The 19806-nt window shown below is 70.2% G+C and carries 18 protein-coding genes; 12 read left to right on the top strand and 6 right to left on the bottom strand.

Features of this window, described 5'->3' with window-relative positions:
- Positions 1–54: 54 nt before the first annotated feature.
- Entirely contained in the window at positions 55–1176 is a 1122-nt protein-coding gene (locus RI211_RS09620; protein WP_292793707.1) for a COX15/CtaA family protein, read from the bottom strand.
- A 231-nt stretch (positions 1177–1407) separates the two neighbouring features.
- Between RI211_RS09620 and sufB the strand changes: the two genes are divergently transcribed.
- The 7 genes from sufB (at position 1408) to RI211_RS09585 (ending at position 8084) form a co-directional block, all read left to right on the top strand.
- Positions 1408–2826 carry a Fe-S cluster assembly protein SufB gene (gene sufB, locus RI211_RS09615; RefSeq protein ID WP_136052486.1) on the top strand — a complete coding sequence of 473 codons (1419 nt, stop codon included), beginning with the start codon at positions 1408–1410 and terminating at the stop codon, positions 2824–2826.
- Complete coding sequence (gene sufD, locus RI211_RS09610) at positions 2827–4032, top strand: Fe-S cluster assembly protein SufD (protein WP_187661631.1); 1206 nt, start codon at positions 2827–2829, stop codon at positions 4030–4032.
- Positions 4029–4355 carry a non-heme iron oxygenase ferredoxin subunit gene (locus RI211_RS09605; protein WP_025103649.1) on the top strand — a complete coding sequence of 109 codons (327 nt, stop codon included), beginning with the start codon at positions 4029–4031 and terminating at the stop codon, positions 4353–4355. Before sufD ends, RI211_RS09605 begins: the two co-directional genes overlap by 4 nt.
- A 3-nt stretch (positions 4356–4358) precedes the next feature.
- The gene (sufC, locus tag RI211_RS09600) at positions 4359–5129 is read left to right on the top strand and encodes a Fe-S cluster assembly ATPase SufC (protein WP_025103648.1); all 771 of its coding nucleotides are present in this window, start codon (positions 4359–4361) and stop codon (positions 5127–5129) included.
- Between the two features lie 9 nt (positions 5130–5138).
- Positions 5139–5468, top strand: coding sequence for a metal-sulfur cluster assembly factor (locus tag RI211_RS09595; protein WP_017202280.1), 330 nt, complete (start codon positions 5139–5141; stop codon positions 5466–5468).
- Between the two features lie 94 nt (positions 5469–5562).
- Entirely contained in the window at positions 5563–6717 is a 1155-nt protein-coding gene (locus RI211_RS09590) for a MalY/PatB family protein (protein WP_268776214.1), read from the top strand.
- Positions 6714–8084 (top strand): MFS transporter, encoded by a 1371-nt coding sequence (locus RI211_RS09585; RefSeq protein WP_315637677.1) that lies wholly within the window; start codon positions 6714–6716, stop codon positions 8082–8084. Before RI211_RS09590 ends, RI211_RS09585 begins: the two co-directional genes overlap by 4 nt.
- Here RI211_RS09585 and RI211_RS09580 read toward each other — a convergent pair.
- A complete protein-coding gene (locus RI211_RS09580; protein WP_315637678.1) occupies positions 8047–8631 on the bottom strand; it encodes a TetR family transcriptional regulator in 585 nt (194 codons plus the stop codon). The two genes, RI211_RS09585 and RI211_RS09580, sit on opposite strands and share 38 nt — an antisense overlap.
- Positions 8632–8681: 50 nt before the next feature.
- Between RI211_RS09580 and RI211_RS09575 the strand changes: the two genes are divergently transcribed.
- The gene (locus RI211_RS09575; RefSeq protein WP_315637679.1) at positions 8682–9398 is read left to right on the top strand and encodes an energy-coupling factor ABC transporter ATP-binding protein; all 717 of its coding nucleotides are present in this window, start codon (positions 8682–8684) and stop codon (positions 9396–9398) included.
- A complete protein-coding gene (locus RI211_RS09570; protein ID WP_315637680.1) occupies positions 9395–9988 on the top strand; it encodes a CbiQ family ECF transporter T component in 594 nt (197 codons plus the stop codon). The genes RI211_RS09575 and RI211_RS09570 overlap by 4 nt, the downstream gene beginning before the upstream one ends.
- A gap of 3 nt (positions 9989–9991) precedes the next feature.
- Here the strand turns inward: RI211_RS09570 and RI211_RS09565 are convergent, their stop codons facing one another.
- The 4 genes from RI211_RS09565 to RI211_RS09550 form a co-directional block, all read right to left on the bottom strand.
- The gene (locus RI211_RS09565; protein WP_315637681.1) at positions 9992–11302 is read right to left on the bottom strand and encodes an acyltransferase family protein; all 1311 of its coding nucleotides are present in this window, start codon (positions 11300–11302) and stop codon (positions 9992–9994) included.
- Between the two features lie 96 nt (positions 11303–11398).
- Positions 11399–12070, bottom strand: a complete 672-nt coding sequence (locus tag RI211_RS09560) for a response regulator (RefSeq protein ID WP_315637682.1) — start codon at positions 12068–12070, stop codon at positions 11399–11401.
- Complete coding sequence (locus RI211_RS09555) at positions 12067–13335, bottom strand: sensor histidine kinase (protein ID WP_315637683.1); 1269 nt, start codon at positions 13333–13335, stop codon at positions 12067–12069. The genes RI211_RS09560 and RI211_RS09555 overlap by 4 nt, the downstream gene beginning before the upstream one ends.
- A 5-nt stretch (positions 13336–13340) precedes the next feature.
- Entirely contained in the window at positions 13341–13958 is a 618-nt protein-coding gene (locus tag RI211_RS09550; protein WP_396654930.1) for a DedA family protein, read from the bottom strand.
- Positions 13959–14122: 164 nt separating this feature from the next.
- On the opposite strand from RI211_RS09550, the gene RI211_RS09545 reads away from it, so the two are divergent.
- From RI211_RS09545 to RI211_RS09535, 3 genes are all read left to right on the top strand, one after another.
- Positions 14123–15721 (top strand): ABC-F family ATP-binding cassette domain-containing protein, encoded by a 1599-nt coding sequence (locus RI211_RS09545; protein WP_210677646.1) that lies wholly within the window; start codon positions 14123–14125, stop codon positions 15719–15721.
- A gap of 22 nt (positions 15722–15743) precedes the next feature.
- Entirely contained in the window at positions 15744–16346 is a 603-nt protein-coding gene (locus RI211_RS09540; protein WP_259952267.1) for a pyridoxine/pyridoxamine 5'-phosphate oxidase, read from the top strand.
- Positions 16347–16649: 303 nt separating this feature from the next.
- Positions 16650–19796 carry an InlB B-repeat-containing protein gene (locus tag RI211_RS09535; protein ID WP_315647684.1) on the top strand — a complete coding sequence of 1049 codons (3147 nt, stop codon included), beginning with the start codon at positions 16650–16652 and terminating at the stop codon, positions 19794–19796.
- Positions 19797–19806 lie beyond the last annotated feature (10 nt).

Here is a 19806-nt window from a genome sequence, read left to right as displayed (position 1 = left end):
TCGATGCGGTGATGAGCGCCCGGTGCGCGCGCTATGGATCGTCTGTGCGGCAGGTCAGTCGGCAGGGGCGGGTACGACGGACGCGGTGCGCTTGAGGTGCAGCACGACGACGGTGTAAGTCGCGGCGGAGAGCGATGCCAGGACCATGTGGATGCCCACGAGCACGGGCGGAAGCCCTTCTCGCGCCTGCCAGACGCCGACGGCGACCTGCACGAGGATCGCGATGACGAGCACGAGCAGCCACCGGCGGGGCTCGAGACGAAGGACCCAGGCCGCCACCGTCAGGAAGAGCACGAGCGCGGCGAGGATGTAACCCGGCCAGGAGTGGACATGAGCGAGGACCGTGGCGTCGAAGCCGCGGCGCAGCACGTCGGCGTCGCCGGAGTGCGGGCCCGATCCGGTCGTCAGCACGCCGAACAGGATGGTCACGGCCAGGGCGAGGCCGGTGATGTGCGTCACGATCGCGAACCAGGTGGGGACGGCCCGTTCGCGCGGTCCTTCCGGAGTCGCCAGCCGCACGAGGAACGCGGCGGTGATGCAGACGAGCAGGAGCGACGACGTGTAGTGGAACCCGACGATGAAGGGGTTCAGGCCCGTGAGCACGGTGATGCCGCCGACCAAGGCCTGCGCGACGACGCCGATCAGCACGAGCCAGGCGAGGAGGACGAGGTCCCGCCGGGCGGGCGTCGTGCGGACCGAGTGGACCGCGGCCGCGATCACCGCGATCAGGAGCACGGCGGAGGCGACGGGGAACGCCGGGAAGTCGGTGAGCGAGACCAGGGCGAAGGCGACCGCCGCCCCGGCGAGACCGCCGACAGCGAACCACAGGGCGTTGATGAGCGCCCGGCGGCCGCTGATGGTGTGCAGGACGAGCAGGACGACGGCGATCGCGATGATCCCGACGACGCCGGTCATCAGCCGGTTGCCGAACTCGATCATCCCGTGGATGCCCTGCACCTCGACGATCGGGACGAGCGACTCGGGTGTGCACAGCGGCCACTCGGTGCAGCCGAGGCCGGAGCCCGTCAGACGCACCGCACCGCCGGTGCCGATGATGATCGTCTCGCTGAGGAACGACAGCCAGGCGAAGACGGTGAGCGCGCGACCCCATACGGCGGAGCGGGGGGAGGGGGTCGCCCGCGTCGTCGAAGCGGTGGGGATGGTCGTCTCGGGCATAAGTCCTCCGGCCCGTCGAAGACGTGGCGCACGGCCCGTCCGTCAGGCGGAACCTGTAGAATCGGATTGTTGCGATGAGCGCTGACAGCGCTGAAGCATCGTCAACAGTTTAGGCGCGATGGAAGCGCCCGTGATGAGGGCCCACCAACGGCACCCGCTCCCGCAGACTCGACGGGGATCAGGTGTGTCGGGGCGGATGACACCGTTTGGGACCTGTGAGGAGAGTGTTGCATGTCGGATGTGCTGATCGACCGCCCGGAGCTCGATGGTCTGGGGGTGTACGAATTCGGCTGGCACGATGAGGATGCCGCGGGTGCCGTCGCCAAACGCGGGATCTCCGAAGAGGTCGTCCGCGGGATCTCGGCCCTCAAGAACGAGCCGGAGTGGATGCTGAAGACCCGCCTCAAGGGCTATCAGCTCTTCGGCCGCAAGCCGATGCCGACGTGGGGCGCCGACCTCAGCGATATCGACTTCGACAACATCAAGTACTTCGTCCGCTCCACCGAGAAGCAGGCGCAGAGCTGGGAAGACCTCCCCGAGGAGATCCGCGAGACGTACGAGCGCCTGGGCATCCCCGAGGCCGAGCGGCAGCGTCTCGTCGCCGGCGTCGCCGCGCAGTACGAGTCCGAGGTCGTGTACCACCAGATCCGCGAGGACCTGGAGCAGCAGGGCGTCATCTTCATGGACACCGACACGGCGCTCCGCGAGCACCCCGAGTTCTTCGAGGAGTACTTCGGCACCGTCATCCCGGCGGGCGACAACAAGTTCGCCGCGCTGAACACCGCCGTCTGGTCGGGCGGATCGTTCGTCTACGTCCCCAAGGGCGTGCACGTCGAGATCCCGCTGCAGGCCTACTTCCGCATCAACACCGAGAACATGGGCCAGTTCGAGCGGACCCTGATCATCGCCGACGAGGACAGCTACGTCCACTACATCGAGGGCTGCACGGCCCCGATCTACAAGTCGGACTCCCTGCACTCGGCCGTCGTCGAGATCATCGTGAAGAAGAACGCCCGCGTGCGCTACACGACGATCCAGAACTGGTCGAACAACGTCTACAACCTGGTCACCAAGCGCGCCGTGGCGCACGAGGGCGCGACCATGGAGTGGGTCGACGGAAACATCGGCTCCAAGGTGACGATGAAGTACCCGTCGATCTACCTGATGGGCGAGCACGCCAAGGGCGAGACCCTCTCCGTCGCGTTCGCCGGTCCCGGCCAGCACCAGGACGCCGGCGCGAAGATGATCCACATGGCGCCGTACACGCAGTCGTCGATCGTCTCGAAGTCGATCGCGCGTGGCGGTGGCCGTGCCGGCTACCGCGGCGAGGTCCGTGTCGACGCCGCTGCGCACCACTCCGCCAACACCGTCCGCTGCGACGCGCTGCTCGTGGACACGAAGTCGCGCTCCGACACCTACCCGGCGATCGACATCCGTGTCGACGACGTGCAGCTCGGGCACGAGGCCACGGTCTCGAAGGTCAGCGAAGAGCAGCTCTTCTACCTGCAGTCCCGCGGCATGCCCGAGGACGAGGCGATGGCGATGATCGTGCGCGGCTTCATCGAGCCGATCGCGCGCGAGCTGCCCATGGAATACGCGATGGAACTGAACAAGCTCATCGAGATGGGCATGGAAGGATCGGTCGGCTAAATGGCGGCCTCGACGACAGCGCCCAGCGAGGCGCAGCACACGAACGCGCACATCGACCCGGCCGCACAGGTGGCGGACGCGGGATTCGTCCCGGTGCAGACCCGCTCGGAGCGCCCGCACTCCTTCGACCCGGACGACTTCGGCACGCCGACCGGGCGCGAGGTGAACTGGAAGCACACGCCGGTGGCCGCGCTCACGCCGCTGTTCCGCACCGCGGAGGGCGAGGAGGGCGTGCAGTACTCCTTCACGTCCGGCGAGCAGTACGTCGCCGCACCGCTCACGGCGGGAACCGCTCCGCGTGGCGAGGTCTTCCTCGCCGAGGACATCACCGCCGCCGTCGCGTGGCAGGGCGCCTCCGAGGCGCTGCACATCCGCATCCCGCGCGAGGAGGAGGTCGCGGCGCCGATCTTCGTGTCGCTCACGGGCACCGGAGCCGACCGCCGGGCGGATGCCCACATCGTGATCGAGGCCCTCGAGCACAGCTCCGCCACGGTGGTGCTGCAGCACAAGGGCTCGGCGCAGTACGCCCAGAACGTCGAGATCATCGTCCGTGACGGGGCGAAGCTCACGGTCGTCTCCGTGCAGCAGTGGGACGATGACGCCGTGCACGCGGCCGCCCACCAGGCGCGAGTCGCGGCCGACGCCACGCTCAAGCACTTCGTCGTGAGCTTCGGCGGCGGCGTGGTGCGCGTGAACCCGAGCGTCGAGCTCGCCGGTGCCGGCTCCGAGGGCTACCTGTACGGGCTGTCCTACGCCGACTCCGGCCAGCACCTGGAGAGCCAGGTGTACCTGCACCACAAGGGTCCGCACACGACCGGCGACGTGCTCTACAAGGGCGCGCTGCAGGGCGAGAGCGCCCACAGTGTGTGGATCGGCGACGTGCTGATCGGGGCGGACGCCACCGGCACCGACTCCTACGAGGCCAACCGCAACCTGGTGCTCACGGAGGGCGCGCGCGCCGACTCCATCCCGAACCTCGAGATCGAGACGGGCGACATCGTCGGCGCCGGGCACGCGAGTGCCACCGGCCGCTTCGACGACGAGCAGCTCTTCTATCTCCAGGCTCGCGGCATCCCGGAGGACGAGGCCCGCCGCCTGGTGGTTCTCGGCTTCCTCACCGACATCGTGCTGCGCCTCGGCATCCCCGACCTGGAGTCGGAGCTGCTGGCCGCCATCGAGGCCGAGCTCGCCGAGGTGAACGCGTGACCGCGCAGCGCGTCTGCGGCGTCTCCGAACTGGAGCAGGACACGCCGCTGCGCGTCGAGCCGGACGGTGTGCCGATCACGGTCATCAAGGACGGCGAGGGCGTCATCCACGCCATCGGCGACACCTGCACCCACGGCGACATCTCGCTGTCCGAGGGCTTCGTGGAAGGCGACACGGTGGAGTGCTGGGCTCATGGCTCGGCGTTCTCCCTGATCACCGGCAAGCCCCAGAATCTCCCCGCATATGAGCCCGTTCCGGTCTACGTCGTCGAGATCGACGGCGACGACGTGCTCATCGATCCCGCTGTGACGAAGGAAGTCTGAAGAATGTCTGTTCTCGAGATCCGCGACCTGCATGTGACGGTCGAGACCGAGGCGGGGACCACCCCGATCCTCAACGGAATCACCCTCACCATGAACACCGGTGAGACCCACGCCATCATGGGCCCCAACGGCTCCGGCAAGTCCACCCTGGCCTACACCATCGCCGGCCACCCGAAGTACACGGTCACCTCCGGCTCCATCACCTTCGACGGTGAGGACGTCCTGGCGATGAGCGTCGACGAGCGCGCCCGCGCCGGCCTGTTCCTGGCCATGCAGTACCCGGTCGAGATCCCCGGCGTGACCGTGACGAACTTCCTGCGCACCGCGAAGACCGCGCTCGACGGCGAGGCGCCCTCGATCCGGCAGTGGACCAAGGACGTCAAGGAGTCCATGGCCAACCTCCGCATGGACCCGAAGTTCGCGCAGCGCAACGTCAACGAGGGCTTCTCGGGTGGCGAGAAGAAGCGCCACGAGATCCTCCAGCTCGAGGTGCTCAAGCCGAAGTTCGCCGTGCTCGACGAGACCGACTCCGGCCTCGACGTGGACGCGCTGAAGATCGTCTCCGAGGGTGTCAACCGCGCGAAGGAGTCCACCGGTCTCGGTGTGCTGCTCATCACGCACTACACCCGGATCCTCCGCTACATCCGCCCGGACTACGTCCACGTGGTCGTCGCGGGCAAGATCGTCGAGGAGGGCGGACCCGAGCTCGCCGACCGTCTGGAGAACGAGGGCTACGACCGGTTCCTCGACCCCTCCGCTCCCATCGAGGCGTAGGCTGATCGCATGACAGCGACCCTGACGGACGAGAAGTACGACGCGGTCACCGAGGCCCTCAAGGACGTGATGGATCCTGAGCTCGGGATCAACGTCGTCGACCTCGGGCTCATCTACGACCTCGCCTGGGATGACGAGAACGACGCTCTCGTCATCCACATGACGCTGACCAGTGCGGGCTGCCCGCTCACGGATGTCCTCGAAGACCAGACGGCGCAGGCCCTGGACAACGTCGTGGACCGCTTCCGCATCAACTGGGTGTGGATGCCGCCGTGGGGACCCGAGCGGATCACGGACGACGGACGCGACATGATGCGTGCGCTCGGCTTCGCGATCTGAGCGTTCCGGTCACCTGACCACCAGACGAAGCGGGCGTGCCGGGCACGCCCGCTTCGACGTCTCCGCATCGGCGCGGAGAGAAATCGGAGGACGAATGCTGTCGGTCAAGGCCCTGCCGCTGTCGGAGCTGCGCGAGCGCACCAGCGAGAAGTGGCGGGAGTATCCCGAGGACGTGCTGCCCCTCTTCGTCGCGGAGATGGACTTCCCGCTCGCTCCGCCCATCACCGCCGCTCTGCAGCGGGCGCTGGACCTCGGGGACACCGGGTACATCGCCTCGCGGACACCGCTCGCGGAGGCCTACGCGGGTTTCGCGGAGCGCCGCTTCGGCTGGCGTCCCGACCCCGCACGGATGCGCAGCACGGCGGACGTGAGCATGGGCATCGTCGAGATCCTCCGCCGCGTCACGCAGCCGGGGGAGCGCGTCGTCGTGACGCCTCCGGTCTACCCGCCCTTCTACGACCTCGTCGCCGAGGCGGGAGCCGAGGTGCAGCGGGTGCCGCTGCGCGACACGGGGACGCGGTGGGAGCTCGACCTCGACGGGATCCGCGCCGCGTTCGAGGACGGCGCGACGGCCATCCTCCTCTGCAACCCGCACAACCCGACGGGTACCGTGCACGATCGGGAGACGCTGGCCGCGCTGGCTGACCTGGCCGAGGAGTTCGGCGCGACGGTCGTCTCGGACGAGATCCATGCACCGCTCGCGCAGCCCGGCGCGGGCTTCACGCCCTTCCTCGCCACGAGCGACGCGGCAGCCCGGGTCGGCTATGCCGTCGTCAGCGCGAGCAAGGCGTTCAATCTCGCGGGACTGAAGTGCGCGCTCATGGTGACCGCCGCGGAAGAGACGTCCGCGGTCGTTCGCGACCTGCCGGTCGAGGTGGAGTGGCGGACGGGACAGTTCGGTCTGCTCGCGGCCGTCGCCGCATTCTCCGAGGAGAGCGACGCCTGGCTCGACGGCCTCCTGCGCACCCTCGACGAGAACCGCGTGCTGCTGGAAGATCTCCTCGCCCGCCACCTGCCCGCCGCCCGCTACCGCATTCCGGACGCGGGGTACCTCGCGTGGATCGACCTCTCGGCACTCGGCTGGGGCGACAATCCCGCCCGGCAGATCCTCCGCGAGGCGAAGGTCGCGCTGCACTTCGGCCCGGCCTTCGGGGAGGAAGGGGCCGGACACGTGCGGCTCAACTTCGGCACCAGCCCCGAGATCCTCACCGAGGCGATCGAACGCATCGCCGCGCTCGTCGAGCGATGACGGCTGCGGAGCCGACCGCCACGATCTGGGACCGCAGCCGGGTCTGGGTGACTCTGGGCGCTGTCGCTCTGATCTTCCTCGCCGCGATCGAGGCCCTCGCGGTGACGACGGTCATGCCGATCGTCAGCGATGCCCTGGACGGCCAGTCGCTGTACGCCGTCGCCTTCGCGGGCACGCTCGCGACCAGCGTGATCGGGATGGTCGCGGCCGGTTCCTGGTCGGACGCGCGCGGTCCGCGCGGCGCGCTGTACGCCGCCGTCACCCTCTTCATCCTCGGCCTGCTGATCTCCGGGTTCGCGGCGACGATGCCCCAGTTCCTGATCGGACGACTGGTGCAGGGGCTCGGTGCCGGTGGCCAGACCGTCGCTCTGTACGTCGTCGTCGCGCGGCTGTATCCGCCGCACCTGCACGGGCGGGTGTTCGCGGCATTCGCGGCCGCCTGGGTGGTGCCGTCGATGATCGGGCCCTTCCTCGCGGGAGCGGTGGCGGAGTACCTCGATTGGCGATGGGCGTTCCTGGGCGTGGCGGTGCTGACCGCGATCGCGTTCTCCATGATCGCGATCCGCTTGCGCGGTGTCGACCTCGGCCGCGGGGAGCCGCAGGACCGGCGGGCGCTGCTCACGCGCCTCTCGCTCGCCGTCGTCGTCGCGGTGCTCGCGGTGGTGATCGGACTGTCCGCCGAGCTCGATCCGGCGATCGGCTGGCCGGTCGCGCTGGGAGCCGTGCTCGCGATCGGTGTCGCCGTGCTGCCCCTTCTGCCGCGACGCACGCTGCGCGCCGGCGCCGGCCTTCCCAGCGTCGTGCTCATGCGCGGCGTGGCGGCCGGCGCGTTCTTCGCCGCGGAGGCCTACATCCCGTACCTGCTCATGCGGAAGTTCGACTTCTCCGCCACCTGGGCCGGGGTCGCCCTCATGCTGGCCGCCTTCGCGTGGGCCGGTGCGTCCGCCGCGCAGGGTCGCTACGGTGAGCGGCTGGGCAACCACCGCATCACGGCTCTCAGCCTGGGAGCGTTGCTCGTGGCGATGCTCTGCGTGCTGGCCGCCGCGGCGTTCGACGCCTCCCCGATCTTCGTGATCGTCGGGTGGGCGTTCGCCGGGGGCGGCATGGGGCTGCTGTACCCGCGGCTCACCGTGCTGACCCTCGCCTACTCGGATGAGACGAACCAGGGATTCAACTCCTCGGCGCTCTCGATCTCGGACGCGACGGGTTCGGCGGTCGCGATCGCGCTGGCGGGGCTCGCCGTAGCCACTCTGGGTGGCCGGGCGGATGCGTTCGCGGTCGTGTTCGTCCTCGGCGTCGGGCTGGTGCTGCTCGCGGTGATCCCCGGGCTCAGGCTCGGGCACGCCGCGGAGTCTTCGGTGCGCTGAGCTCACCGGCCAGGGCGATCACACCGAGGTCGAACACCCGGTCCAGACCCGCCGTGACGTCGACCTCGCTGGAGGACGGGAGGGCGCCGTGACTGTCGGCGTGCATCCGCTGCTGGACGAGGGTCGCATGACCGAGCACGAAGTGCAGGATCGCGGCCCCGCGGTCCTCGGGCTCCTGAGCGCCCTCCGCGCGGAGAGCCGCGACCAGAGCCTCGCGGGCGTGGGCCGAGCCGAGCTGGAGTGCGTATGTGCTGAGCACCAGCTCCGCGCCGTCCCGGTAGGCGAAGAGCGCGTCGCGGAGCGCGCGGGCAGTCGCGAGGACCCCGCCGTCTCCGGCGGGAACCCCGGCGGTGATCCGGTCGGCGAGGTCGGCGAGGAGCTCCTGCTTGTTCGCCACGTGCCAGTAGAGAGCGCTGGGCTGCACGTCGAGCCGGGCCGCGATGCGGCGCATGGAGAGGTCGGCCAGCCCCACCTCGTCGAGGAGGGCCAGGGCCGTCCGCGAGACGCTGTCCCGGTCGTGACGGGCGGGATTCGTCTCGGGACTCATGCCCCCACTATAGTGAACGGCGTTCAGGTGAACGGTGTTCAGGAGGATGAATGCGCAGGCGGAAGCCGGGGACGGCCGCGACGCTCGCGGAGCCGGGAACGGTACGTCTCGACGGCGTGGGCGTGACGGTCGACGGCCGCGTTCTGCTCGACGACGTGACGCTGGAACTCACCGCGCCGCGCATCGCCGTGATCGGTGCGAACGGCTCCGGGAAGTCGACGTTCGCCCGGCTGCTGAACGGTCTCATGACGCCGACGGAGGGCACGGTCAGCATCCACGGCCTCGACGTGCTGCGAGAGCGGACCGCCGTCCGCCGCCGCGTGGGCTTCGTCTTCACCGATCCGGATGCGCAGATCCTGATGCCGACCCCGGCCGAGGACCTCGCGCTGTCCCTCCGAGGGCGGCCCCGTGACGAGATCGCCCGCCGCGTACAGGAGACGCTGGATCGGCACGGTCTCGGCGCCCACGCCGACATCCCGGCGTCGTCGCTCTCGGGAGGCCAGAAGCAGATGCTGGCCCTCGCCACGGTGCTTCTCGCAGAACCGGCGCTGATCGTGGCGGACGAGCCCACCACGCTCCTCGATCTGCGCAACGCGCGGCGGATCGGAGACCTCCTCCTGGCGCAGGACGCGCAGGTGCTCATCGTCACCCACGATCTCGAGCTCGCCGCGCGCTGCGACACGGCCGTCCTCTTCGACGGCGGGCGCGTCGTCGATCAGGGAGATCCCGAGACGGTCATCGCGCGCTACCGCCGGTTGTGCGCGTGATCCCGCCGCGGCCGCCCGTGCCGGGGCTCCTGTCCCGGGCGCCAGCCGGACCGAAGCTGGCGGGCCTCGCCATCGTTGCGCTCGCGATGACCCTGTTCCCGCACGGGCCGGTCAGCATCGCCGTCTGCCTCGCGGCCGTGCTCGCGCTCTACCCGATCGGAGGTGTGCCGCTCTCCGCCGCCGTGATCGAGCTGTGGCGGTTGCGCGCCGTCCTGCTCGTTCTCGCGATCACCCTCGCCGTCTTCGTGTCTCCCGTGGCCGCCTGGGTGAGCACCGGGCGGGTCTCTGCATTACTGCTGCTCGCCGCGCTCCTCACCCTGACCACCCGCATGTCCGACCTCCTGGAGGTGCTGCAGCGCTCCCTGCGGCCGCTGCGCCGTGTCGGGGTGGACCCCGAGGCGGTGTCGATGGCGGTGTCGCTCACCCTGACGATGGTGCCCGTCGTCGCGGGCTTCGCACAGCGGGTGCGCGATGCGGAGCGCGCCCGCGGTGTGCGACTGGGTGTGCGTGGCGTGGTGCCCCTGCTCGTCATGACGCTCCGCCACGCGGACCAGGTCGGTGATGCCCTCGCCGCCCGCGGGGTCGGCTGACGGTCACGCCACGACGGCGGGGGCGGGGACGGCGCTGCCGGAGCGGCCGGCGAGCCGCAGCGCAGCCACGAGCAGCAGCACGGCGAGCGCCGCAGTGGAGACCGTCGTACCGAGGACGAGGAGCAGCACCACCGCCGTGAGTCCCACGGCGGTCCCCAGCACCAGGCGGCGGCGCGAGTCCGTCGCCTTCGGCGAGGGGTGGTTCTCGAAGCGATCGACGCGCACGGCGACCAGGGCGGTGAGGACGAGTGCCGTCACCAGCCACAGCGGGCGGGCTGCCCACCACTCCACGCTGTCGAGTGCGGGCAGGCTGAGCCCCCCGACGATCGCGGCCAGCGCTGTCGCTCCGGCCATCACCAACAGCACCGGCATGTGCCAGAGGTAGATGGTCATCGTGCGCCGGGTCACGAACGCGGTGAACGCGGCCACCGGGGTGTGCCGACTGAAGCGTCCGATCCGGTCGCGGTACAGGGAGAACAGGGTCGTGTGGAAGAGCCCGACCAGCAGGAGGGCGGCTGTCGGCGGGTTGATGTTGGCGATGAGGTCGGGGGAGTACACGCCCCCGAGGAAGAGTGCGACGAGGAGCCCGAGAGAGCCGGTGCCGATCGCCACGCGGACTCCGGGCCGCAGTGCATCCACGCGTCCGTCGGCGAGGAAGAACCCGAGCTGCTGCATCGTCAGCCAGACGAAGGCGAGGTTGAGGAAACCCAGGGCGTCGTTCCCGGTCGTGGCGCGCAGCACGTCGACCGCGACGGCCGCAGCGGCGAGGAGACCGATGGTCCGCAGCGGCGCGCGGTCGTGCAGCGCGACGAAGGCGGGGAGGAGGGCCTGGCACAGCAGGAAGACCCCGAGGAACCACAGGGGCTGCCCGTACCGGAAACCCGCGACCGCGATGAGATCCGGGGAGACCCCGACGACGGTGAGCACGGCGAGAGCGATGCCGACCGCGGCGATGGTGAACAGGGCCGGGCGCAGGAGCCGGTGCACCCGACCGGCCACGAAGGCGGTGGCGCTCCCGCCGCGGTCGCGGAGGCGGCGGTAGGCGAGGAGTCCGGAGAACCCTCCGATCACGAAGAAGAGCGGCATCACCTGCAGCAGCCAGCTCAGCGGCGCGATCCAGCCCGTGCCGTCGCTCGCGTTCTCGAACACCGGCCCGGACTCGGACACCGTGACCCCCACCATGACGGCGTGCAGCAGGACGACGCCGAGCACGCACAGTGCCCGGACGACGTCGATGCCGGTGTCACGGTGGCCGGTGGGGGCGGATACGGCGGGGGCGGGGGTGCTGAGGCGTGGAGCCGCGGCGATGACCATGAGTCCTCCTGGGAACGGTGTCCTCGGAGGCTATGGACGCGGTGGTCGGCACGACATCACCCCGTGGTGCCGTCCTGACCCCTACGCAGGGGTGACTCAGGCGGAGGGTTCGACCAGACCGGTGTCGTAGGCGAGGATGACGGCGTGCACGCGGTCGCGGAGACCGAGCTTCGCGAGCACTTTGCCGACGTGGGTCTTCACGGTCTGCTCGGCGATGAACAGGTCGCCCGCGATCTCCGTGTTGGAGCGGCCCTTGCCGATGAGGACGAGCACCTCGCGCTCCCGGTCGGTGAGATCGGCGAGGGCGGTCGCCGACCTGCGTGATGCCGGCCGCCGTCCGGCGAACTGTTCGATCATCCGCCGCGTCACGCTCGGGGCGAGGAGCGCATCGCCCCCCGCCACCACGCGGACGGCATGCACGAGCTCCTCCGGGAGAGCGTCCTTGAGGAGGAAGCCGCTGGCGCCGGCGGCGAGGGCGTCGTAGACGTAGTCGTCGATGTCGAACGTGGTGAGCATGAGGATCCGTGGCACGTGCGCGGCCGGGTACGACGGGCCCAGGATGCGCCGGGTGGCCTCGATGCCGTCGAGTTCCGGCATGCGGACGTCCATGAGGATGACGTCGGGGTCGACTCGCGCGGCGAGCGTGACGGCTTCGGCGCCGTCCGCGGCCTGGCCCACCACGCGGATGCCCTCATGGGCGTCCAGCAGGGCGGCGAAGCCGGCGCGGACCATCGCCTGATCGTCGGCGATGAGCACGCTGATCGTCACGAGTTCTCCTTGTCTTCCGCCGAGGCGGTCGGGGCGGCGGCTGATGCTGCGGGGGACAGGGGCAGGGTGGCGTCGACCGTCCAGCCCCCGTCGTCGGACGGGCCGGCCGCGAGGCTCCCGCCCAGCAGTTCTGCGCGCTCGCGCATTCCCCGGAGGCCGTAACCCCCGGTGGGGTTCTCGACCGGCTGCGGCGGCGCCGCGTTGCGCACCCGGATGTGCAGGCTGCCGGCATCGGCGTGAAGGCGGACGGTGACCCGTGCTCCGGGGGCATGGCGGACGGCGTTGCTCAGTGCCTCCTGCACGATGCGGAAGGCGGCGATCTGCACACCGGGTCCGGCGGCCGAGGCCGCCTCGATCCCCTCCAGCACGAGACCGACCCCCACGCCGGCGCGTCGGATGGTGTCGACGAGGGCCGGCACGTCGTCCAGTCCCTGCTGCGGTGCGAGCTCGGCATGCTGGTCCTCCGTGCGGAGCACCCCCAGCATGCGCCGCATCTCGGTGAGCGAGGAGCGAGCGGTGGCGGCGATGTCGTCGAACTCGGCCGCCGCGTCGGCATCGAGGTCTGCGATCCGGTAGCGCGCGGTCGACGCCTGCACCTGGATCACCGACATGCTGTGCGCCACGACGTCGTGCAGCTCCCTGGCGATACGGGTGCGCTCCTCCACGAGGGCGCGCCGCGACTCCTCCAGGGCGCTGTGCTCCTTCTCCCTGGTCAGCTCGGCCGCCACCCGCACGCGGCCGGCGACGAGGACGGCGATGAGGAACATCGCGGCGGCGACCGAGGTCGTCACGATCAGGTTGGCGGTGACGCTCCCGGAGCTCGCCGGCGTCGCGACCATGTCCGGCCGCAGCAGGGGCGCCGTCAGGGAGGTGAGTGCGCCGATCACGAGGGTGAGGGCGCCGAGTCGGGCTCCCTCCACGAAGGACATCACGCCCACGAAGAGGACGAACGCGAGCAGTGCCGGTACCGACCACGGCCACGGGGACTGGATCGCCCGCGCCGGCTCGACGAGGAGAGGGAGCAGGAAGGCGCCGGCGGCGAACACGACGATCGCGGTCCGCGGACGGGAGGGGACGAGCAGGGGAGGCCCGCACACGGCGGCACCGAGCAGGAAAGACAGCGGCAGCGGCGTGCCCGAGAGCACCGTCTGGAGCGGGACGAGGAGCGCGTACAGCACGACGACCGCCGCGGTCAGCGCCACGAGGGCGCCGGTGCGACGGCTGATCCGTGACGGGCGCGGGGTGCGCTCTCGGCGGCGTGCCATGCGTCTCATCCTGCCAGGTGCGGGACCGCCGTACGGCGGCGGCGGAGCGCGGCGATCCGGTCGATGACGATGCCGACGATCAGGGCGATGACGACGCCGATGGCGGCGCTGAGCACGGGCTGGTCGTGCAGCCAGGCACCGGCGAGCAACCCGATCGCGAGGCTGAACACGCTCCAGCTGACACCGGCGATGAGGCTCAGCGGGAGGAACCGCCGCCACGGGAACCCGAGTGCTCCGGCGGACATGTTCACGGCCACCCGGCCGATCGGGATGTATCGCGCGCCGAGGATCAGCGTCGCGCTGCGGCGGTCGAGAGCACGCTGCGCGTAGGCGAACGCGGCGGCGACGCGAGGGCGGCGCATCCACGCGAACCTCGTGGTGCCGAGCCGGCGACCGATGAGGAACGCGATGTTGTCGCCGATCGCGGCGCCCAGGGCGGCGACCGCCCCGAGCAGCAGGATGTTGCCGTCGCCGGTGGACGCGGCGACCGCCGCCGCGGCGACGAGGACCGTCTCGCTCGGGACCGGAGGGAAGAACCCGTCGATCACGGTCACCGCGAAGAGCACCGCGTACAGCCACGGGGAGGCGATCGCCTGCAGGATGAGGTCGTTGAGGATGTCCACTCCAGCACCGTAGGCAGCGGGTGCGAGGCGGGTCATCACTCCCCGGTATCGCCTCGGTCACCCTGCAGAGGGATCTTGTCGGCGATCAGCGCCGTCGCAGCGGCATATACTGGGAGGCTGGCCGCTCGGCCATCACCCTCCTCCCGAACGAACGGACGTCCGCTGTGCTTGCCGTGCACGACCTCGAGATCCGCGTTGGCGCGCGCCTGCTGATGGAGAACGTCTCGTTCCGTGTGTCCGACGGCGACAAGATCGGCCTCGTCGGACGCAACGGTGCGGGCAAGACGACACTCACCAAGGTGCTCGCCGGCGACGTGCTGCCCTCCGGTGGTACCGTCACCCGCTCCGGCGAACTCGGCTACCTGCCGCAGGACCCGCGTTCGGGCAACCCGGAGGACCTCGCCCGTACCCGCATCCTCGACGCCCGCGGCCTCGGCCAACTCAACCTCGGCATGACCGAGGCCTCGCTCGCGATGGGCTCGGACGACCCCGCGGTCGCGGCGAAGGCGATGAAGCGCTACGGGGCGCTCACCGAGAAGTTCGAGGCGCAGGGCGGTTACGCGGCCGAGGCCGAGGCGGCGTCGATCGCGCACAACCTCTCGCTGCCGGACCGCATCCTCGACCAGCCGCTATCGACCCTCTCCGGTGGACAGCGCCGTCGTATCGAGCTCGCGCGCATCCTCTTCTCCGACGCCCAGACGATGATCCTCGACGAGCCGACCAACCACCTCGACGCGGACAGCGTCGTGTGGCTGCGCGAGTTCCTCAAGAACTACAAGGGCGGGTTGATCGTCATCAGCCACGACGTCGAGCTCGTCGGCGAGACCGTCAACCGCGTCTTCTACCTCGACGCCAACCGCCAGGTCATCGACATCTACAACATGAACTGGAAGAACTACCTGCGCCAGCGCGCCGCGGATGAGGAGCGCCGCAAGAAGGAACGGGCCAACGCGGAGAAGAAGGCGACCACTCTCCAGCAGCAGGCGGCGCGCTTCGGAGCCAAGGCGTCCAAGGCGGCGGCCGCGCACCAGATGCTCGCCCGCGCGGAGAAGCTCCTGTCGGGCCTGGAAGACGTGCGTCAGGAGGACCGCGTCGCGAAGCTGCGGTTCCCGAAGCCGGCGCCCTGTGGCAAGACCCCGCTCATGGCGTCCGGACTGTCGAAGTCGTACGGCTCGCTGGAGATCTTCACCGACGTCGACCTCGCGATCGACCGTGGCTCCAAGGTCGTCGTGCTCGGACTCAACGGTGCGGGAAAGACGACGTTGCTGCGCATGCTCGCGGGCGTCGACCAGCCGGACACCGGCCAGCTCGAGCCCGGCCACGGCCTCAAGGTCGGGTACTACGCGCAGGAGCACGAGAACCTCGACGTCAGCCGCTCGGTGCTGGAGAACATGGTGTCGGCGGCCCCGCACATCACCGAGACCGAGGCGCGCAAGGTCCTCGGCTCGTTCCTGTTCACCGGCGACGACGTCCTCAAGCCGGCCGGCGTGCTCTCCGGCGGTGAGAAGACGCGACTGTCGTTGGCGACCCTCGTCGTGTCGTCCGCGAACCTGTTGCTGCTCGACGAGCCCACGAACAACCTCGACCCGGCCTCGCGCGAGGAGATCCTCGGGGCTCTGGCCCACTACGAGGGTGCCGTGGTGCTCGTGTCGCACGACCCCGGCGCGGTGCAGTCGCTGAACCCGGAGCGGGTCCTCATCCTGCCCGACGGCGTCGAGGACATCTGGAGCCAGGAGTACCAGGACCTCATCGAGCTCGCGTAGCCGGTCGTGGCATAGTCGGAGCATGGCCGAGCAGTCGATCCTTCCTCCCTCGGAGCTCGCGGTATGGTTGCGCGCGCAGCCGGCCCTCACCGGCACGGCTCCACCGCTGCGCCTCGCTGACCTCCCCGACGATCCGGTGCCGCTCTTCCGCGACTGGCTCCGCACGGCGGCCGCAGACGGCGTTCCGGAACCGCACGCCGCGACCCTCGCGACCGTCGACGCGGACGGCCTGCCGGACGCGCGCACGCTGATCCTCAAGGATGTGGACGCGCGTGGCTGGGCGTTCGCCGGAGCACGGTCCTCACGGAAGGCCACGCAGCTCGAGGCGCGTCCGGCCGCGGCCCTGAATCTCTGGTGGCAGCCGCAGCGACGCGCGGTGCGGGTGCGGGGAACCGTGGAGGAGGCGTCCCCGGCGGAGAGCGACGCCGACCTCGCTGCCCGCTCCGAGGACGCACGCGCCGGTCTCCAGCCGGGGGACTGGGTGCTGTGGCGTGTCGTGCCGACGCGAGTCGAGTTCTGGCAGGGCTCCCCGGATCGAAACCACACCCGGATCGTCTACCGTCGCGTCGAGGGCCGATGGCAGCACACCGCCACCGGCGCCGATCCCAGCTCCAGCGATCGATAACGCTCCGCCCCATCACTCGGACGGCACGTTTTCGATCCCGCACCGTCGTCTCGCGCGGGATCGAAAACGCGCCTCCGGTTGCTTACGAACGCCCGTTTTCGATCCCGTAGCAGCGGGGGACACCCGTGCGGGATCGGAAAGGTGCCTGGAAACGTGGGGGGAGGAGCGGTTTCGAGCTTCGCCGGGGGAGAGGGGGCGGGGTGAGAGGGCGGGGTGAGGGCGGGGGTGAGAGGGGCTGGAACCGGGCGGAACGGAGTGGCACACTGTAGCGATCTGCTCGTCGGAGGGGGACGACACATGCGCATGGCACGACGACGGGCTCTCGCGGCCACGCTGGCAGTCCTCCTCGGAGTCGGGGGCGCCGTCGTCACGGCGGCTCCGGCTCTCGCGGCCGCCCCGGTCGGCGGGCCGACGACCCCGGGCATCTGGGGGTATCACACCGTCACATTCGAGTCCCTCGGCAGCACCGTGGCTGAGGTCGCCGTCGTCTCCGGAGGACTGGCGCCTCGGCAGCCGGCGCCCACCTCCGAGGAGGGACCGTTCGACGGCTGGGTCACGGGACCTCCCGGCGCCGAGGAGCCGTTCCGGTTCGAGAGCACCGTCATCACGACGGACCTCGTCGTCCGGGCGACGTTCGCCGACACGCGGATCGTGCAGTTCCTCGCCGGTCCCGCGGGAGAGGACGCCGACCGCATCATCGATGCCGACGAGGTGCGAGACGGCGAGCCGTTGGGGGAGATCGCACCGGATGTCGCCGAGGTCCCGGACGGGCAGGTGTTCACGGGGGAGTGGTACCGGGAGGACGACCCGACCCGGACGCCCTACGATTTCGCTGCTCCTGTCACGGAGAACTTCCGGCTGGTGCCGATCCTCGTCTCCGGCTTCGCGGTGTCGTTCGTGACCGACGGCACTGCCGTGTCCCCCGAGTTCGTCGTCGAGCCCGACACCGCCTTCACAGCTGCGGATCTCGCGGCCATCCCGCCGCCGACGAGGACCGGGTACACGTTCACCCAGTGGTGGGCGGATGCGGCGCGCACGCAACCCGTCGATCTCCCGCTGACGGATACCGCGACGCTCTATGCCGGCTGGCAGGGGCAGGACGTCGAGTACCACGTCAGCTACTGGCTCGAGAAGCCGAACGTGGTCCCGGAGTCCTACCCGGCGCCGGTGTTCACGGCCGCGGGAGCGACGCCGCCCGCGTGGACCGACGCGGACGGGAGGCTCAGCGACGCGCAGTTGGCGGATCCGGCGAACTTCCTCTTCCTCGACGACATCGCGTCGACCGCGACCGCGGGTTCTGCCGTCGGGGGCCCCACGGTGAAGGACGACCTCCCGACGCCCATCAAGGAGCTCGTGCGCGCGCAGCTCGACCCCGCCGTCGTGCAGTCGGATCCGCTGACATTCGCCGACCTGGCGGTGAGCCAACAGGATGTCACTGTGCAGGGAGACGGATCGACGGTGGTGAACGTCTACCTGACGCGGTCGCTGTGGCGGACGGACTTCCGACTCATCGCCCCGGGAAGCTCGGCGAACGTGCCCGCGGCGTGCGCCGCGGCAGGCACCTACGACATCACCATGGACGTCGGCGGCGCCACGTACTTCGCCTCGACGGTGTCCGGTGGCGCGCAGCTCCTCGGCACGTTCTCGGTCCGGGAGAAGATCGGCTTCGACATGCAGGCGGCGGGGGTCGCGCCGGTCCCGTTGTCGCAGACGGACGGCTCCGGCCTGATCACCGTCTACGACGCCGGGACCGAGAACCAGAGCTGCGTCCTCCGCGGCTGGGGGCCGCAGCAGTTCACCCCTCTGATCTTCACCGCGGTCTACACCGGTGCCGGGGCGGACACCGGTTCCGTCGATCTCGCGAACCGCACGACGACGATGACCGGGAAGATGGCTGCCGCGCGCACCCAGAACCTCACGCAACGATTCGAGTACGCGGAAGAGCTGGACCAGGGGCAGCCCGCTCCGGACGCCGTGCTCGGGCCGGACGGCGTACCGAACGATCCGTTGCGGGTGGAGACGCTGTACGCCAACAACAAGACCGCTGTCCGTGCGTCCGTCCCCGCCGGTCACCAGGTCTTCGGTCAGTACCGCAGCGCGTGGTACTGGGCCTCGAACGGCGATCGGCAGGTCACCAGCGTCATCGACGGCTTCACGTCGTACGTGGGCTATGGCGCGGGGACGAACACGCAGGGCAACTACTTCCAGCTCGACCAGGCGTCGGGTCATCTGTATCAGCTCAACAACAGCGGGAACGTCAACGACCGGTACCGCTACCAGTTCTACAGCCGCAACACCTACACGCTCAGCTTCGTGACGGGCGGCGGCACGACGATCCCCGCCGTCGCGGGTATCCCGTTCGAGACCGCACTGGGGTCGTCGGCGCCGGCCGATCCAACGCGGGGGCGGGACGTCTTCCTCGGCTGGTACACCGACTCCCAGTTCAACGTGCCGTTCACGTTCGACGGAGCGACGATGCCCGCCAGCAACCTCGTGCTCTACGCGCGGTGGCTGACGGATCCGCACACCGTCCGGTTCTACGACCACCCGTCCAGCCCGGAGCCCATCGACGATCTGACGCAGACGGTGGAGGACCAGGGGATGGCGACCACTCCGGATCCGTTGCCGCCGCAACCGGACGGCCAGACGTTCCTCGGCTGGTATCAGCGGACGACAGCAGGCTTCTTCGTACCGTATGACTTCGACACGCCGGTCGGCGCCGACCTCGATCTCTACGCCCGGTGGCAGCAGCCGGAGGCCGCTCCCTTCACCCTCCGCTACGACGGGGACGGCAACACCGGCGGCACCGTACCGACGGATCCTCTCGGCTACGACGCCGGATCGAGTGCGATCGTCGTGGACGGAGCGGGACTGACCCGGGACGACGAGGTCTTCGTCGGCTGGCGCATCGCGACGATCGCGGTGGCGCGCATCATCACGAGCCCCGTAGCGGCCGACGGACTCTTCCAGGCCGGACGCACGGTGCGCTTCGCCGGACGGGACATCACGCTCACCGCCGTGTACGCCGATCCGTCTCCCTCGTTCGCCGTGACCTTCCGTGAGAACGGCGGGGACGACGGCACCGTCACCTGGGAAGGGCCTCCGGAGGCGTCGATCACCTATCCCGGAGCATTCGACTTGCTCTTCAGAGGGCCCGGGACCACGTTCCTCGGATGGTCGACGTCCGCGGACGCGACGGTCGCCGATCCGGCGTTCGACCGGCTCAGCATCTCGGCGCTCACCGGCGACCTCGTCCTCTACGCCGTCTGGGAGGATGCCCCCGCGCCGCCAGCGCCGACGCCGCCTCCGAACGGCTCCGGAACGGAGCCTGGTGGCGGTCATCTTCCCCGCACCGGAGGGGACCCATGGGGCACGTTGCTCCTCGGGGCCCTCCTGGTCGCCACGGGGATCGTGGCGATGACGGCCCGGCGCCGGAGGCATCGGGGCTGACAACGCAGGC

This window comes from Microbacterium meiriae, from assembly GCF_032364335.1.
Classification (GTDB): Bacteria; Actinomycetota; Actinomycetes; order Actinomycetales; family Microbacteriaceae; genus Microbacterium; species Microbacterium meiriae.
Note: the sequence above shows the minus strand (reverse complement) of the source record. Positions and strands in the feature narration are given on the sequence as shown.

Bases quoted from the DNA above. Each gene is read 5' to 3' on its own strand.
- RI211_RS09535 (WP_315647684.1), top strand. From the start codon at position 16,650: ATGGCACGACGACGGGCTCTCGCGGCCACGCTGGCAGTCCTCCTCGGA.
- RI211_RS09575 (WP_315637679.1), top strand. From the start codon at position 8,682: ATGCGCAGGCGGAAGCCGGGGACGGCCGCGACGCTCGCGGAGCCGGGA.
- sufC (WP_025103648.1), top strand. From the start codon at position 4,359: ATGTCTGTTCTCGAGATCCGCGACCTGCATGTGACGGTCGAGACCGAG.
- RI211_RS09595 (WP_017202280.1), top strand. From the start codon at position 5,139: ATGACAGCGACCCTGACGGACGAGAAGTACGACGCGGTCACCGAGGCC.
- RI211_RS09580 (WP_315637678.1), bottom strand. From the start codon at position 8,631: ATGAGTCCCGAGACGAATCCCGCCCGTCACGACCGGGACAGCGTCTCG.
- RI211_RS09585 (WP_315637677.1), top strand. From the start codon at position 6,714: ATGACGGCTGCGGAGCCGACCGCCACGATCTGGGACCGCAGCCGGGTC.
- RI211_RS09565 (WP_315637681.1), bottom strand. From the start codon at position 11,302: ATGGTCATCGCCGCGGCTCCACGCCTCAGCACCCCCGCCCCCGCCGTA.
- RI211_RS09555 (WP_315637683.1), bottom strand. From the start codon at position 13,335: ATGGCACGCCGCCGAGAGCGCACCCCGCGCCCGTCACGGATCAGCCGT.
- RI211_RS09620 (WP_292793707.1), bottom strand. From the start codon at position 1,176: ATGCCCGAGACGACCATCCCCACCGCTTCGACGACGCGGGCGACCCCC.
- sufD (WP_187661631.1), top strand. From the start codon at position 2,827: ATGGCGGCCTCGACGACAGCGCCCAGCGAGGCGCAGCACACGAACGCG.
- sufB (WP_136052486.1), top strand. From the start codon at position 1,408: ATGTCGGATGTGCTGATCGACCGCCCGGAGCTCGATGGTCTGGGGGTG.
- RI211_RS09590 (WP_268776214.1), top strand. From the start codon at position 5,563: ATGCTGTCGGTCAAGGCCCTGCCGCTGTCGGAGCTGCGCGAGCGCACC.
- RI211_RS09540 (WP_259952267.1), top strand. From the start codon at position 15,744: ATGGCCGAGCAGTCGATCCTTCCTCCCTCGGAGCTCGCGGTATGGTTG.